Raw genomic sequence first — 16,644 nt, 5'->3', positions numbered from 1 at the left:
CAAAAATTAGGTGATTGTAGTGAAAAAAAGGGGCTTAGTATGATTTATCTGTTTTCATTTTTGATTTATGCCGTGGTCTTTGGGGCGGGGTTTTATTTGGTCAGAAAAAACCCTACCAAAGTCGAGCGGTTGGTTGGGCGGATTTGCTTTATTGGGCTTATCTTGCAACTGTTTGTCAATTATCTGTTTTGGGGGCAGTATGGCAAGTGCTTTCAACCCTTTGGCGGTCATGATAAGCCCCGAGCGGAGTGCGGTAAACTTGATGTTTTTGGCACTCATTAGCATTTTTTGTTATGCCAATTTGCTTGTGGTTTTGTTTAAGGCGAATGATTTTTATAACGAATAACTGCTTTTAAGAATACTTTTAAAAATAGGCTACTCCATCATGGTAGCCTATTTTTCTTAACGCCATCGCAAAACGTGCTAGCCAAGCCAGCCCATCATCATGGCAAATTGCCCAAACCACCCTGCCAGCACAATCGACAACGCCACACGAATCAGCCACACAAGCACCATTTTGCCAATGCTAAGCGGAATTTTGGTGGCAAGCACACAAGGTATCATTGCCGAAAAGAAGATAATGCCCGACACCGACACCACCGCCGTTACATAACGAGTCAAAATATCAGTGTTGGCAAGCAATAAGGCAGGCAAGAACATCTCTGCCAGCCCTGACGAGATGCCTTTTGCCGATGTCATCGGTTCAGGTAGTCCGCCAATGAACGTAAAGGGATACAACACTACGCCCAAAATATCAAAAACAGGCGTGTACTTTTCTAATAACAGTCCAATCAAACCAATGGCGATGATAGATGACACGATGGCAGATGCCATATTGATACCATCTTTAAAATTTTGCCAAAGCAATGTGGGCAGGCTTGGGGCATTTTTGGCAGTGTGAATGCCTGTATCAATGGCGACTTTTAGGCGTGAGGCGGTTAATTTGTCATCATCGGCAATGCGTTTTTCATCGCTAAATCGGCTAATGGGCGGAATGCGTGCCGTGATTGCCGTTACCAAAAATGTGATAAAAAGACACGACCAAAAATACACACCCCAAAACGGCATAAGCTCCAAAGTCTTGGCGACAATCACCATAAAGGCGGTGGATACGGTCGAAAATCCTGTGGCGATGATAACCGCTTCTTTGGCAGAATACGCCCCTTGCTGATAGACCCTGTCGGTAATCAAAAGCCCCACCGAATAACTGCCCACAAAGGACGCCACCGCATCAATGGCGGATTTGCCCGATGTTTTAAATATTGGTTTCATGACAGGTTGCATGAGTACGCCCACCATTTCAAGCAAGCCAAATCCCAACAAAAACGACAGCATAACCGCCCCTATCGGCACAATCATGCCCACAGGCAAGGCAAGCTTGTCAAACAAAAAAGGCAACATATCTTTTGTCATCAGACTGGCAGGGGCAGTATTGGTAACATAAAGACACGTCAACACAAAACCCACCACCTTTAAGACGGTTAAGATTTTATTGGTTAGATTGGCGTTAAATGATTTATCCCTAAAAGGCTTGATAATGCCATATATCATCAAGCCAAATAATAAGACAATGGCAAGACTTCTTTGCTCTTTGACCAGATAACTTGCCATGTGGTCAAAGGCGATGGTGTTTTTGCCACCGATGTCAATCGGCACAAAAAACAAAAATATCCCAAGCAAGCTAAATCCGATAAGTTTGGCAAGTGCCATGCGATTTTGTGTTGTCATACATTATCCTTAATTCATCTTACAACCTAAAAACAAAACAAGCCATCGACATATTGCCAATGACTTGTTTTTTAATTATAGCTTTTAAATCACCAAAAGCTATTTAACCATCGGCAAATTTAGCCCATAATTTTTGGCGGTTTCGATGGCAAGCTCATAGCCTGCATCAGCGTGTCTCATAACCCCACTGCCACAGTCATTAACCAGCACATTGGCAAGGCGTTCGGCAGCTTCATCTGTGCCGTCCGCCACAATCACCATGCCCGAGTGCTGACTGTATCCCATGCCAACACCGCCACCGTGGTGCAAACTTACCCACGTTGCTCCGCCTGCGACATTGAGCATACCATTTAACAATGCCCAGTCGGACACCGCATCCGAGCCATCTTTCATGGATTCGGTTTCACGGTTGGGACTTGCCACAGAGCCTGTGTCTAGGTGGTCTCGCCCGATGACGATGGGGGCTTTTAGCTCGCCATTTTTAACCATTTCATTAAAGGCAAGCCCTGCTTTATCACGCTCGCCCAAGCCAAGCCAGCAGATACGAGCAGGTAAGCCCTGAAAGTGAATGCGGTCTTTTGCCATATCAAGCCAGTTGTGAACGTGAGTGTTGTCAGGGAACAACTCTTTGATTTTTTGGTCAGTTTTGTAGATGTCTTCTGGGTCGCCAGACAGTGCCACCCAGCGAAAAGGTCCTTTACCCTGACAGAACAAGGGGCGGATATAAGCAGGAACAAACCCTGGGAAATCAAAGGCGTTTTTTACCCCTTCATCAAAGGCAACTTGGCGAATGTTGTTGCCATAGTCGGTAGCAGGTACACCCATCGCTTGCAAATCAAGCATGGCTTGCACATGAACGGCACAAGACTTGGCGGCAGCTTTGGAGAGCTTGTCGTGCTGATTTGGGTCTTGTTGGGCAGATTTCCACTCATCCACCGTCCAGCCCATCGGCAGATAGCCGTTAATCAGGTCATGAGCGGACGTTTGGTCGGTAACAAAATCAGGTTTGATGTCGCCATTTTTGGCACGCTCAACAATCTGTGGCATAATCTCAGCCGCATTGCCTAAAAGTGCAATCGACACCGCTTCGCCTTTGGCGGTATGTTCTTTGATGAGCTCATAGGCGTGGTCTAAATCACGAGCCTGCTTATCCACATAGCCTGTCCGCAGACGAAAATCAATGCTTGACTGCTGGCACTCGATGTTAAGACTCGCCGCCCCTGCAAAAGTGGCGGCGAGTGGCTGGGCTCCACCCATACCACCAAGCCCTGAGGTCAAAATCCAGCGACCCTTCCAGTTGGCGGTGGACTTATCCTTACCACCGCCAAAGTGCTGGCGACCTGCTTCGGCAAAGGTTTCATAAGTCCCCTGCACGATGCCTTGTGTGCCGATATAAATCCAGCTCCCTGCGGTCATCTGTCCGTACATAAACAAATCTTTGCGGTCAAGCTCATTAAAATGCTCCCACGTTGCCCATTTTGGCACAAGGTTTGAGTTGGCAATCAGTACTCGGGGGGCATTTTTGTGGGTGTTGAACACGCCAACGGGCTTGCCTGATTGAATGAGCAAGGTTTGATTGACTTCAAGCTCTTTTAGGCTTGCTAAAATCTGGTCATAGCACTCCCAGTTGCGAGCGGCACGCCCAATACCGCCATAGACTACAAGGCTTTTGGGGTTTTCCGCCACATCGGGGTGCAGGTTGTTTTGAATCATGCGGTAAGCAGCTTCGGTCAGCCAGCTTTTGCAGGTAATCTGGGTGCCTGTGGGGGCTTTGATGACACGTCTTGTGTCGGTGCGAGTAAAGTTGCTCATATGCGTTCCTTATTTTTTTGGGGTGTTTTTTGGAATAACTTCATCAAACTCAAATTTGTCTATACAAATTTAAGACTAATTTAGCAAAAATTTTGGGGGAATGCAAGGGGTTTTTTGGGTATTTTTGCCAAAAATCATTGTCTTTAATTTTGGCTTAAAATACGCTATACTATTAATTTTTAGCCAAGACCATGCCAAAAACACCCGCCTACCAACGCATCAAATCCGCCATCTTAGCTAAAATCCACGCAGGACAATGGGCGGTCGGCTCTGCCATTCCCACCGAGATGGCATTGTCTCGTGAATTTGATGTGGCTCGCATGACTGTCAATCGTGCCCTAAAAGAGCTGACAGATGAGCAAGTTTTAGAACGCCGTCAAGGTTCAGGAACATTTGTGGCTCAGCAGCGGTTTAACCAGACTTTCATCACCGTTCGTAATATCGCTCATGACATACAAAACACAGGCAAACGCTATCATGCCAAAGTCGTAAGCCAGCTTGCCTTGCCCCATAGCGACCTACCGCCATCGGCTCGGGCGGTATTTCACGACACTCAGCATCTATATAAGGTGGAGATTGTGCATTTTGGTGATGATAAGCCTTTGCAATTTGAACGGCGTTTTGTGGATTTGGCGATTATCCCCGCCTTTGAACATCAAGATTTTAACAAAATCAACACAAGCGACTACCTTATCAGTCAAGTACCGCTTGTGCGTGGACACTATTTTATTGAAGCCAAACCCTGCCCGTCTGATGTGGCGACTTGTTTGGGCTGTCCGCCAAACTCGCCTGCCCTGCGTTTGTCTCGCTACACTTATTCAGGCGATAAGGTTGTTACCTTTGTGCAGATGTGGCACGATGGGGCGACTTTTCGGTTTGATGGGGAATTGGGCTAAGGCTAGGTTTGTCATAGATTTGTCGTATGGTGTGATACATACTTTTTAAAAATAAGTTTTATGAACAAAACCCCAATCTAACCTTAGATTGGGGTTTTTGATGGCTTAAATTTTTAAAAATATTTATAAATTTAAAGCTGTTTTAAACCATTTTTAAACCATTAACTTCGCTCAGCAGTACCGACAGCTCCGCCAGTCCCACTTTGTCTGACAAGCCAGCTATCTGCTCTGACAACACTGCCAGTCGCTCACGGTGCTCATCCTGCCATGCTGACAGACCGCCCACCGCCAGCACATCGGTGATGAGTGTCATGAGCGTGCGGTTAAACTCGCCAGTGAGTGCATAAGACGCTTTTCTGTCCCAATAACTCTCAGCAGGCAACTCCGCCACCGCTGATGTCAGCTTGTCCATGTGTAGCTGTGAGAACACGCCAAAATATGCCTGTGCCACGTCAGTCACTGCCACGCCTTTTTGCTCGGCAAGTGCCACAACATCTAGGGCATGCACATAGATGGGCAGGCGGGCAAAGGCACGGGCATCATCATCGCTAAGTCCTTGGGCGGTCAAATCAGCGACATCTTTGGCGATATACGCCCCAAAATGTTCATCAATGACATCATAAGAGAACAAGTCCGCCACCAAGTTTTTAAAGGTCAGTGCCGTCTGTGCCACACTCTCGCCTGTCAGCTGACGATTTAGGAACCATGCCATGCCTTGTTTTAGCACATCTTGGATGGTAAGTTCAAGCTCGATTTGGGTGTTGCCAGCGACGGCATTGTCAAGGCTTGACAGTCTGTCCCACACCGTTTGCACATCAAAGACATCACGCACGATGGCATAGCTTCGGGTGATGTCCGCCACACTGTGACCTGTCTCATCACTCATGGCAAACACGTTTTCTATGCCCAGACGGTTCACCAGTCCGTTAGTCAGATAAGTGCAGATAATCTCACGGTGCAGGCGATGGCGGGTCATCTCATCAAAGAACTGCTCGCCCAACGTATCTGGGAAGTACTTTTTAAGCTCATGCAAGAAGTAGGCATCTTCGGTCAGACCACTGCCAAGTAGTTCGTCATACACCCACATTTTGCCATAAGACAACAGTACCGCCAGCTCAGGGTTGGTTAGCCCACGCCCGTCTTTTGCCTTGCGTTTGGTTAGGGTGTCATCGCTTGGCAGATATTCGATAGCACGGTCAAGGCGACCTGCTTTTTCTAAGAAATTCATAAAGCGAATATGCTCGCCTGCACGCTCAGGGGCTTGATAAGCTGACAGCTCAATGGTCTGTGGCTGTAAGTAGTTTTGGCGTAGCACCAAATTTGCCACCGTATCGGTCATGCTCGCCAGCAAGTCATTACGCTGTTTGATGGTCATATCCCCACGCTCAGTAACTGAGCCCAACAGGATTTTGATGTTCACTTCATGGTCTGAGCAGTTTACACCGCCTGAGTTGTCAATGGCATCGGTGTAGATACGTCCACCATTTAGGGCGTACTCAATACGTCCACGCTGAGTACAGCCTAAGTTACCACCTTCACCCACGACTTTGGCACGCACTTCACGCCCATCCACACGAATGGCATCGTTGGCACGGTCACCCACATCGCTGTGGTCTTCATCAGATGACTTGATGTAAGTGCCAATACCACCATTCCAAATCAAGTCCACAGGAGCTTTTAGAAGCTTATTTAGTAGCTCATTGGGCGTAAGGCTATCTTCAGCGATGTCAAAACGCTCTTTCATCTGTGGGGTGATGGCGATGGCTTTGTCGGTGCGGTTAAACACCCCACCGCCTTCACTGATAAGCTCTGCCTGATAATCCGTCCATGCCGAACGTGGCAAATTAAACAGACGCTCACGCTCTACAAAACTTGCCTTGGCATCAGGATTGGGGTCAATAAAGATGTGTAAGTGGTTAAAGGCTGCCACAAGGCGAGTGTTGTTTGATAGCAACATACCATTACCAAACACGTCTCCGCTCATGTCGCCAATGCCCACCACGGTAAATTCATCACGGGCTTGAATGTCTTTGCCCATCAAGCGAAAATGACGTTTGACACTCTCCCACGCCCCACGAGCGGTAATGCCCATGCCTTTGTGGTCATAGCCTGCCGAGCCACCTGAAGCAAAGGCATCTTGTAGCCAAAAGTTGTATTCGGCAGACAGGGCGTTGGCAATGTCTGAGAAAGTCGCTGTGCCTTTGTCGGCTGCCACCACCAAATACGGGTCATCTTCGTCATGGCGGACGGTATTAGCAGGCGGAACAACGTTGCCATCAACCAAATTGTCCGTCAAGTCTAATAAACCACGGATATAGGTCTGATAACACGCCACGCCTTCGGCTTGCCATGTCTCACGGCTTGCTTGCTTGGATTTATCTTTGCAGACAAAACCGCCTTTTGAACCCACAGGCACGATGACCGAGTTTTTGACCATTTGGGCTTTGACAAGACCCAACACTTCGGTGCGGTAATCTTCCATACGGTCAGACCATCTAAGTCCGCCACGAGCCACCTTACCACCACGCAAATGCACCCCTTCAACTCTTGGCGAGTACACATAAATCTCAAACATGGGCTTGGGCTTTGGTAAATTGGGAATATCACTTGCTTTGAATTTAAAAGACAAGCGGTCTTTTCTTGCCCCGTCTTTGTCCACTTGATAAAAATTGGTGCGTAGCATGGCGTTTAACAAATCCAAGAACCAACGCACAATGCGGTCTTCATCAAGACTGGTTACCGAGCTAAGTTCGCTGTCAATCTGTGCCAAAATCGGTGCGGTGCCCGTCTGCTCAGCAGGCGACATCTTGGCATGGAACAGCTTGACAAGCAAACTGGCAATGGCAGGATTGCCCACCAACGTGCTGTGAATGTAGTCGGTTGAAAATGGGGCTCGGGCTTGGACGATATAGCGAGACAAGGCACGCAGTGCCACCACATCATAGGTGTCAATGTCCGTGGTTAAAATCAGCTGATTTAGGCGGTCGGACTCAACACGCCCTTGCCAAATCTCATCCAAGGCATGCTCTACCTGCGTTTTGACTGCGGTCAAATCCACCGTCAATCCTGTTTTTAGGGTGAGTTTATACTCTTGTAGCCACAAATCATCGCTGACATCAGGGGTGTCTTGTCCACCAAAGTCATAAGTGGACGCTGAGATGACCGCCACCCCAAAATGCTCCAATATCGGCAAGACGTGCGATAACGTCAAAATCTCGCCCCTGCCATAGAGTTTTAGGGTTAGGCTGTCCGCACGCTCGCCTGCCGACTGATACAAATGCCAAATTTTGGGTTTATCATCATCAAGCGACAGCAATTTGGTAGTATCCGCCACCGCCGTATGCACATCAAACCGCTCACGATACGTCAAAGGAATGCTCGCCCCCAATGTCGCCAATATCTCTCTGGCACGGCTCTCGCCTGTTTGAGCGGTTAGGGCTTTGGCATATTCATCCGTCCAGTCGTGCATGAGTGCCGACAGTTCACGCTCCAACTTGGCTAGGTCATAATCCTTGACTTTGCCCGTCTCGGTGCGTACATGGATATGCACACGGGCATGATGAAGCTCGTTAAATTCGGTCGTAAAGCTCGATGACACACCACCAAAGGCTTGGGTTAGGATGTCTTGGATTTTTTGGCGTAAGTCGCTGTTAAACTTAGACAACGGCACATAGATCAGACACGACACGAAACGCTGATAATGGTCGGTACGCACGAGCAGGCGCAGGCGGTTTTTGTCATGCAAGCTGGCAATGCTCGCCACCATCGGGTAGAGCTCATCGGTACTGGCTTGGAATAGGTCATCACGGGGCAAGGTATTGACGATGTGAGCAAGTTTGAGATAAGCATGGCTGTTTTTGGGCAGGCGTGACATGGCAAGGATTTTGCCCGCTTTTTCGTTAAGTAGCGGAATATTTGCCACGCTGGTCTGATATGCCCGTGATGTCAGCAGTCCGACAAAACGATATTCGCCAATCAGCTCGCCTTGGTCGTTGTATTTTTGAATGCCCAAAAAGTCCAGATAAGCAGGGCGATGGATGGGCGACAGACGTGCCGATTTAGACAACAGTAGCACGCGTGGCTCGGCTATCAGGTGTTTTAGGTGCGTGGGCAGACCATGAAAGCTCTTGGATAACTCATCGGTCTCTTTGCCTTGTAGCACGCCCAGTCCGCTACCGCCCACCGAGTACAGCTCAGGTGTGCCATTGTCATTTTCAAAACGATATTCACGATACCCCATAAAGATAAAGTTATCACGCCCCACCCATTCCAAAAAGCCCGTCACCGCTTCTTTGGTGTAATGCTCTGTGGGAATGGGTAGGCTTTTTAGCTCTTCTTTAATCTCGTCCAGCTTGTCCGCCATCGCCCCAAAGTCGCCAACGATGACATCAATGGTGTGGATTTTCTTTAATAACATCTCTTTGATGTCCGCCAACTTGTCATCGCTTTGGCGGTCAATCTCAATATGCACCAACGCAAAACAGCTGTCCGCCCGACCACTGCTCTCATCGACGGCTTGAATGTCGCTGATGTGTCCGTCTGTGCGTTCTACCTTGATGATGTTATTATAAATGCGATGAACACCAATACCCCGACGCTCCAAGCTCATGAGTAGCGTGTCGGTCAAAAAGGGACGATCAATGGCGACCAAAGCAATGACGGTACGCTCGCTATTAAACAGGTGTGACTCGCCCAAAGGGTTGATGACGCTGATATTGGGGCTTGTGCCGTTATGTGTTTTTAGTAAGCTAAAATGGTGCAATGCCATGCCCGACAACGTCTCATCGGAGAACCTGTCCGCCATCTCTGTGGGCAAGTGCTGATAATAGATGGGAATAAACTTCGCCAATATCTCTTGATGGTTGGCGTGGTTGTCATGATGATGGCTTGTGGCGTGACGGGCGATGTTGCTGACACGTTCAGGGCTGATGGTCAGATGGTTGCTTGTCATGTTTTTTCCTATTATTGGGTTTATTAAGTTTATCTATGATGGATGATTTAAAAATAAACGCCTATAAACTAAACCAAAGCGGACAAAATAGCAAATGGAAAATCTTTGTATTATTATTAGTTTTTATGATAAATATAAAATTTTTTAGATATATTTCTGATAAGTGTTTTGGTGTTGGATTTGAGATGTACTGACATCCGTCTTTGTAGTTTAGATTTTGCAATGAAAAATACAAAAATAAAAAGGACGGATAAATCCGCCCTTTACAAACCCTTAAAGCATCATACTCGGGTCAAACGCTCGCACAGGCTCTTGTCTTAGCACGTTAGGGTCGGCTTTATAATAACCTGCCGTTGATTTTGGCAATTTTTGCCCACGCATGACATCAGCAATTTTTTCTGCCATCATAATGGTGGTGGCGTTTAGGTTGCCTGAGATGATAAGGGGCATGATAGACGCATCAACGACACGCAAACCTTCTAAGCCATGCACACGCCCTTGCCCGTCCACAACCGCCATATCGTCCATACCCATTTTACAGCTACAAGACGGATGATAAGCGGTCTCGGCATGATTACGCACAAATTCATCAAGCTCGGCATCGGTCTGGGCATTACGACTTGGGCTAATCTCACGCCCACGGTACTCATCCAAAGCAGGCTGGTGCATAATTTCACGAGTGATACGAATACCGTCTCTAAACTCCTGCCAGTCTTGCTCGTGCGACATATAGTTGAACAAAATGCTTGGGTGGTCGTGGGGATTTAGCGATTTTAGGCGGATACGTCCACGAGACGGCGAACGCATGGAGCCAACGTGTGCTTGAAAACCATGCTCTTCTACGGCATTTGAGCCGTTGTAGTTAATGGCAACTGGCAAAAAGTGATACTGGATATTTGGCCATTCAAATTCAGGACGGGTACGGATAAAACCCCCTGCTTCAAACTGGTTGCTCGCCCCAATGCCCGTTCCCAAGAACAGCCACTGGGCCCCAATGGCAGGTTGATTGTACCATTTTAGGGCAGGATACAGCGATACGGGTTTCTTGCATTCGTATTGCAGATACATCTCCAAATGGTCTTGCAAGTTCTCACCCACCCCTGGCAGGTCATGCACGACAGGGATTTTAAATTCATCAAGCAAACTTTTTGCCCCAACGCCCGAACGCTGTAAAATCTGCGGAGATGCAATCGCCCCCGCCGAAAGTATCACTTCTCGCTTGGCGTGGACGGTTGTGGGGTTTGTGTCATTGCCTTGTAGATACTGCACGCCAATGGCACGCTTGCCTGAAAATAGGATTTTGTCGGTCACGGCATGGGTTTTTATGGTAAGATTGGGACGTGATTTTGCCATGTCTAGATAGCCCCGAGCCGTGCTAGAACGGCGTCCTTTTGGTGTAACCGTTCTGTCCATAGGTCCAAAGCCTTCTTGCTGATAGCCGTTCAAATCATCGGTGCGTGGATAACCTGCTTGCACGCCTGCTTCTACCATGGCATTAAACAGCACGCTACTGCCTATGGTTGAGCCACGCTGTGAAGTCGTTACGCTCACAGGGCCTGTGCCACCGTGATAGTCGTTTTCGCCCACATCACGGGTTTCTGATTTTCTATAATAAGGCAAGCAGTCGGCATACGTCCAGTCTTCTAGCCCGTCCATTTTTGCCCAATTGTCCAAATCCATGGCATTACCACGAATGTAGCACATCCCATTGATAAGCGATGAACCGCCAAGCCCCTTACCACGTCCGCACTCCATACGGCGGTTGTTCATATAAGGCTCAGGGTCGGTCAGATACGCCCAGTTGTAGCGTTTGCCTTGCAAGGGGTACGCCAGTGCTGCGGGCATTTGCGTGCGAAAATCCAAGCGATAATCAGGGCCACCTGCTTCTAGAAGTAGCACGCTCACATCACTGTCTTCTGTCAGACGTGTGGCAAGCACATTGCCTGCCGAACCTGCACCGATGATGATATAGTCATATTCTGTCATGAGTTTTCCTTAATAAGTTAATAAAAATAGACTTCTTTCCAAACCCTGATTTTTATGGATTTTTAAAAACTTCAACCCCAATACTTATAAGGGTTTATTTTTAGTTTGGAAAGAGATTTAATAAGTTAATAAATTTTGATAATTTGCCCCAATCTCAACTTAAAATGCTAGCCTATTGGTTTTCCAATGATTATTTTTTGGATTGTAAGGGCGAATTGCAATTCGCCCTTGATAAATCAATCACTTACACAAAGCTGAGAATGGGGTATGATATGGTGTTATTTAAAAATAGACTCAAATTTACCCATTTCTATCTGAATGGATTTAACTTGGGTATAATGTTCCAGCGTCATGATGCCATTTTCACGCCCAACGCCTGATTGCTTATAGCCACCCACAGGCATTTTGGCATCCGACTCGCCCCATGTATTGACCCAGCAAATGCCCGCTTGTAAGGCGTGGGTAATGCGATGAGCTTTATTTAAATCAGACGTAACCACGCCCCCTGCCAAGCCAAAAATCGTGTCATTGGCACGCTCTATCGCTTCATCTTCATCATCATAAGTCAAAATACTCATGACAGGCCCAAAAATCTCATCGGTAACAATACTCATCTCATCGGTGCAATCGGTAAAGACAGTCGGTAGCACAAACGCCCCCTTGGACAGCGACTCGCCACGCTCGGCAAAATCATTCGCCACCGCACGCCGTCCGCCAAACAGCACCGTTGCCCCTGCTTTTTTGCCCTGCTCCATATAATCAAGCACTCGCTCCATGTGGGCAAAGCTCACCAAAGGACCCATGTTGGTTGTCTCATCAGTTGGGTCGCCCAAGCGAACCTTGGGCAGGCGTGCCAAAATGGCTTGTTCAAAGGCGTGTTTTTTGGCACTTGGCACAAAAACTCGTGTGCCATTGGTGCACACTTGTCCTGTGCTATAAAAGTTTGCCATCATCGCCACATCAGCCGCCAGCTCAATGTCGGCATCATCACAAATAATCAAGGGCGACTTACCGCCAAGCTCCATGGTTACGTCTTTTAGTGATGATGCTCCTGCAAGACTCATCACTTTTTTGCCTGTTGCCACCGAGCCTGTAAATGAGATTTTGGCAATATCAGGGTGTTCGGTCAGATACGCCCCCACATCGCCACCGCCTTGCACGACATTAAACACCCCGTCAGGCACGCCAGCTTGGCTATAAATCTCGGCAAGTTTTAGGGCGGTCAAAGGCGTAACTTCACTCGGCTTAAAAATCATGGCATTACCAGACACCAAGGCAGGGGCGGATTTCCATAGGGCGATTTGAATGGGATAATTCCACGCCCCAATCCCTGCCACCACGCCAAGCGGTTCTCTTTGGGTATAAAAAAAGCTCCCTTCTTTGCCAGTGCGAAGTGGCACTTGCACCCCTTCAATGGCTGTGGCAAGCCCTGCATAATACTCCAACACATCCGCCCCTGTAACAATATCCACGTAAGCGGTCTCGCTGATTGCTTTGCCTGTGTCCGCCGTCTCCAAGCGTGCCAGCTCATCATTTTGTTCACGCAAAATCACCACCGCTTTTAGCAGTATCCGAGAACGCTCCACCGCCGTCATGCTTGCCCAGATTTTTTGTCCTGCTTTGGCACTTTGCACCGCTTTATCCACGTCCGCTTTTGAAGCACTTTGTAGCTTGGCAAGCGTGTCTGCCGTGGCAGGGTTGACCGTCTCAAAAAACTCCCCACTGCTGGCGGATACATATTTTCCACCGATATATAGCGATGTTTGTTCTACGTTTGGTAGTGATGACAATGGCATAACAAGACTCCTGTATTTTTAAAAATATATCATCAAAACTTATAAATTTTATTCAAAGGTTGATGAAACCAAAAAGATAGGTTATGATAACAAAAAATCATCTATAACGCAAATAATTGATTTTTAATGAATTTCTTGTTTAATTTGTGTTAAATGATTGTGTATTGCAAATTGATTTTTGTAAACTTTTTGTAAATTTATTAGGTTTTTTGAAAATATTTAGAGCGTGTTAAACCTTGATAACATTTTCATAAAATAAGATGAAATTTACACTTCAATCAATTTTTGCATGAAAAAATGGCTAAACCTTGTTTTTCTGCACCAAAAACCTGCCTGATAGAATAACTATCAGCCTACGTTTTTTCCTTGAAAAACGTGCAATCTTTCTCATTTTTCATTGAAAATACCAAAGGTAGGCACGCCCTATCAATTTTATATCATTAACAAACTTGGAAGGTAACGCTATGGAAGATACCAAATCCAAAGACGGTCGCCTAAACCGAACGGTATTTGCCTGTTCGGCGGTGATTATTGTCTTTTTTAGCTTATATACCATGCTGTTTAATGACAGTGCATCCGCCATTTTGGATGGTGTGTTGGCATGGGTAAGTACCACTTTTGGTTGGTACTACTTTTTTGCCGCATCGGTGTATATCATTTTTGTACTGTTCATCGCCTGCTCTCGCTATGGCAACATCAAGCTAGGCCCCAAGCACTCCCAACCTGAATACAGTCTTTTGACGTGGTCGTCCATGCTGTTTGCTGCAGGGATTGGCATTGACATCATGTTCTTTTCGGTGGCAGAGCCTATCATGCAGTACATGAATCCGCCTGTTGGGGACGGTCAGACCACACAGGCGGCTCGTGAAGCCTTGATGTGGACGATTTTTCACTATGGGCTGACGGGCTGGTGTATGTATGCGTTGGTGGGCATTGCCCTTGGCTATTTTGCCTACCGCTACAATCTGCCCCTAACCATTCGCTCGGCATTGTACCCCATGATCGGCAAAAAGATTGACGGACCAGCAGGTCATGCTGTGGACGTGGCGGCGATTTTGGGGACGATTTTTGGTATTGCTACCACTTGCGGTATTGGGGTGGTGCAACTAAACTACGGACTGCACGTTATTTTTGATTTGCCTGAAAACTTACTTTGGCAAATCGGACTTATCGCCCTAGCGGTCGCCATTACTATTGTGTCGGCAACCACAGGGGCATCCAAAGGCATCAAAATCCTATCGGAGCTTAACATTTATTTTGCCTTGGGGCTGATTTTGTTTGTGCTGTTTTTGGGCAATACCGAATTTTTACTAAACGCCATTGTCATGAACGTAGGCGACTATCTTAGCCGTTTTCCGACTTTGACTTTGGATACTTTTGCCTACAACCAAACGCCCGAACAAAAACAATGGATTCAAGACTGGACGCTGTTCTTTTGGGCGTGGTGGATTGCGTGGTCGCCTTTTGTGGGGCTGTTTTTGGCTCAAATCTCAAAAGGTCGCACCATTCGTGAATTTGTCATTGGCACCTTGTTCATTCCCTTTATGTTTACGCTCGCTTGGCTGTCGGTCATGGGTAACAGTGCCTTAAATGAAGTGCTAGGGGGCAACCTTGCCTTTGCCGAAAAAATCATCGCACGCCCTGAGATTGGCTTTTATGAGCTATTATCCACTTATCCGTGGTTCTCGGTAACGGCAATCATCGCTTTTGTCTCGGGACTTTTGTTTTATGTAACATCGGCAGATTCTGGGGCGATTGTGCTGAGTAATTTTAGCTTTAAAAGCCAAAAAAACACCGACACACCCCCCATTTGGATACGCCTGTTTTGGGCGGTGGCAATCGGTATGCTAACTGCTGCCATGCTGATGACAGACGGTATCACCGCCCTACAAAAAGCAACCATTGTCATGGGCTTGCCATTTAGCTTTGTCATGTTTTTTGTCATGGTGGGGCTGTTTAAGTCGTTACGCCTTGAAGATTTTAGAGAAGAGATTACCAAAATCAACGCCGTGCCTGTGGCAGGTGGCGTGGACGTGAGCGACTGGCAAACTCGCCTGCACCGCATTACCGCCTACCCTGACACCCAAGAAACAAAAGCGATGATGACCAATGTCTGCTTGCCTGCCCTAACTGACGTGGCAGACGCTCTACGCCAAAAGGGGCTGTCGGTGCGTGTGGAATCGGTCGCCTTGGACGATGAGCCAAGCCTTGTACAACATATGCTGACGGTGGATTATAAGGATGAGTACAACTTCGTCTATGGCATTGTCCCTGTCAAATACCCCGTGCCAGAGCGTCCAACAGTTGATGACGGGCAAGAGTTTTATTATCGCTTGGAGACGTATTTGTTTGAAGGCTTGCAAGGCAATGATTTGTCAGGCTTTAACAGCGAACAAGTCATCAATGACGTACTTGACAAATACGAGCGTCATCGGGCGTTTTTGCACTTAAATCGTGAAACCCCTGGCAATCGCCCTGTGTTTCCTGAATGATTTGTCAAAAAATAAAAGCGTGTCAAAAGGCACGCTTTTTTATTAAAATCCCCCTAAACTGTCATTCCCAAACTGCCATTTTTGCATTATAATAATCCTATTTTTTATCCGTGAACATTTATCATGAAAAAATCCTTACTTAGCCTAGCCCTACTTAGCCTTAGCTTGTCCACTCATGCCCAATCAGACACGTCCGCCCTTGACGGCTTGACCATTGGTGCCTTAGCCAGTTTTGGCTCGCACGCCTATGCCACCGATGATAAAGTGGGGGCAGTGCCACTCGTGCTATACGATAACGACTATTTTTATGCCGAAGGCTCAGAGCTGGGTTTTTATGCTCACAAAGACAGCGAAAATTGGTTTCGTGTGGGGGCAGGCTATGAATCTCGCCACTTTGAGCCAGATGACGCCACCACAACCGCCCTAAAAGGCTTAAATAGCCGTAAATCCAGTGCCAATATCGTGCTAAGTTATATGCGTATCACGCCTGTGGGCGGTTTTGAGATTAAGGCAGGCACGGACATGATGGACAGAAGTGGCGGTCAAACCGTCTCACTGGCTCATCGCAGTCTGTTTAAATTCGCCGATGACAAGCTCACTGTGTATCCCAAATTTGGCGTAAACTGGTACAGCGATGATTATAACCAATACTACTTTGGCGTATCCGAACAAGAAAGCACCAAAACAGGCATAGACACCTACACCGCCAAATCCAGCTACTCGCCCTTTGTCTCGGTCTCTGGCAAATACCAATTTACCGACCACATCGGTGCCTTTGCCAACACCAAAGCCGAATGGCTCTCATCAACCCAAAAAGACAGCCCCCTAACTGATGATAAAGTGGACATTGGGGCAAATGTGGGTTTGACTTATACCTTTTAATGGTTAAATTTATATAAGTGCTTGATTTATCAAGGGCGAATGTGATTCGCCCCTACAACCCAAAAATAATTATCAAACAATAAAAAGGGCAAACCTGAACC

General features: G+C 47.2%; 9 protein-coding genes. 4 read left to right on the top strand and 5 right to left on the bottom strand.

Going from position 1 to position 16,644, the window contains the following annotated elements:
* The first annotated feature begins 39 nt into the window (after nt 1-39).
* Nucleotides 40-282 (top strand): hypothetical protein, encoded by a 243-nt coding sequence (locus B5J94_RS00430; RefSeq protein ID WP_062498727.1) that lies wholly within the window; start codon nt 40-42, stop codon nt 280-282.
* 141 nt (nt 283-423) lie between these two features.
* On the opposite strand, the gene B5J94_RS00425 is transcribed toward B5J94_RS00430, so the two are convergent.
* Nucleotides 424-1,728 (bottom strand): YjiH family protein, encoded by a 1,305-nt coding sequence (locus tag B5J94_RS00425; RefSeq protein WP_062498728.1) that lies wholly within the window; start codon nt 1,726-1,728, stop codon nt 424-426.
* A gap of 99 nt (nt 1,729-1,827) precedes the next feature.
* The gene (hutU, locus tag B5J94_RS00420) at nt 1,828-3,540 is read right to left on the bottom strand and encodes a urocanate hydratase (protein ID WP_062498729.1); all 1,713 of its coding nucleotides are present in this window, start codon (nt 3,538-3,540) and stop codon (nt 1,828-1,830) included.
* 191 nt (nt 3,541-3,731) lie between these two features.
* Between hutU and B5J94_RS00415 the strand changes: the two genes are divergently transcribed.
* Entirely contained in the window at nt 3,732-4,436 is a 705-nt protein-coding gene (locus B5J94_RS00415; protein ID WP_062498730.1) for a GntR family transcriptional regulator, read from the top strand.
* Nucleotides 4,437-4,578: 142 nt separating this feature from the next.
* Here the strand turns inward: B5J94_RS00415 and B5J94_RS00410 are convergent, their stop codons facing one another.
* From B5J94_RS00410 to betB, 3 genes are all read right to left on the bottom strand, one after another.
* Nucleotides 4,579-9,387 (bottom strand): NAD-glutamate dehydrogenase, encoded by a 4,809-nt coding sequence (locus B5J94_RS00410; RefSeq protein WP_062498731.1) that lies wholly within the window; start codon nt 9,385-9,387, stop codon nt 4,579-4,581.
* 273 nt (nt 9,388-9,660) lie between these two features.
* Nucleotides 9,661-11,373, bottom strand: coding sequence for a choline dehydrogenase (gene betA / locus B5J94_RS00405; protein WP_062498732.1), 1,713 nt, complete (start codon nt 11,371-11,373; stop codon nt 9,661-9,663).
* A 278-nt stretch (nt 11,374-11,651) separates the two neighbouring features.
* Nucleotides 11,652-13,169 carry a betaine-aldehyde dehydrogenase gene (gene betB / locus B5J94_RS00400; RefSeq protein ID WP_062500965.1) on the bottom strand — a complete coding sequence of 506 codons (1,518 nt, stop codon included), beginning with the start codon at nt 13,167-13,169 and terminating at the stop codon, nt 11,652-11,654.
* Between the two features lie 464 nt (nt 13,170-13,633).
* Here betB and betT point away from each other — a divergent pair, with 464 nt between their 5' ends.
* Both betT and B5J94_RS00390 read left to right on the top strand, forming a co-directional pair.
* Nucleotides 13,634-15,661: a choline BCCT transporter BetT gene (gene betT / locus B5J94_RS00395; RefSeq protein WP_062500963.1), complete on the top strand. Its 2,028-nt coding sequence runs from the start codon at nt 13,634-13,636 to the stop codon at nt 15,659-15,661.
* 123 nt (nt 15,662-15,784) lie between these two features.
* Nucleotides 15,785-16,543 carry a MipA/OmpV family protein gene (locus tag B5J94_RS00390; RefSeq protein ID WP_079363857.1) on the top strand — a complete coding sequence of 253 codons (759 nt, stop codon included), beginning with the start codon at nt 15,785-15,787 and terminating at the stop codon, nt 16,541-16,543.
* Nucleotides 16,544-16,644: the final 101 nt, after the last annotated feature.

The organism is Moraxella lacunata (assembly GCF_002027545.1).
GTDB lineage: Bacteria > Pseudomonadota > Gammaproteobacteria > Pseudomonadales > Moraxellaceae > Moraxella > Moraxella lacunata.
This window is presented reverse-complemented; position numbering and strand designations above follow the sequence as displayed.

What these genes read in the sequence shown, in the direction of transcription:
- B5J94_RS00390 (WP_079363857.1), top strand. Translation starts at nt 15,785, where the DNA reads ATGAAAAAATCCTTACTTAGCCTAGCCCTACTTAGCCTTAGCTTGTCC.
- B5J94_RS00425 (WP_062498728.1), bottom strand. Translation starts at nt 1,728, where the DNA reads ATGACAACACAAAATCGCATGGCACTTGCCAAACTTATCGGATTTAGC.
- betA (WP_062498732.1), bottom strand. Translation starts at nt 11,373, where the DNA reads ATGACAGAATATGACTATATCATCATCGGTGCAGGTTCGGCAGGCAAT.
- betT (WP_062500963.1), top strand. Translation starts at nt 13,634, where the DNA reads ATGGAAGATACCAAATCCAAAGACGGTCGCCTAAACCGAACGGTATTT.
- B5J94_RS00430 (WP_062498727.1), top strand. Translation starts at nt 40, where the DNA reads ATGATTTATCTGTTTTCATTTTTGATTTATGCCGTGGTCTTTGGGGCG.
- hutU (WP_062498729.1), bottom strand. Translation starts at nt 3,540, where the DNA reads ATGAGCAACTTTACTCGCACCGACACAAGACGTGTCATCAAAGCCCCC.
- B5J94_RS00410 (WP_062498731.1), bottom strand. Translation starts at nt 9,387, where the DNA reads ATGACAAGCAACCATCTGACCATCAGCCCTGAACGTGTCAGCAACATC.
- B5J94_RS00415 (WP_062498730.1), top strand. Translation starts at nt 3,732, where the DNA reads ATGCCAAAAACACCCGCCTACCAACGCATCAAATCCGCCATCTTAGCT.
- betB (WP_062500965.1), bottom strand. Translation starts at nt 13,169, where the DNA reads ATGCCATTGTCATCACTACCAAACGTAGAACAAACATCGCTATATATC.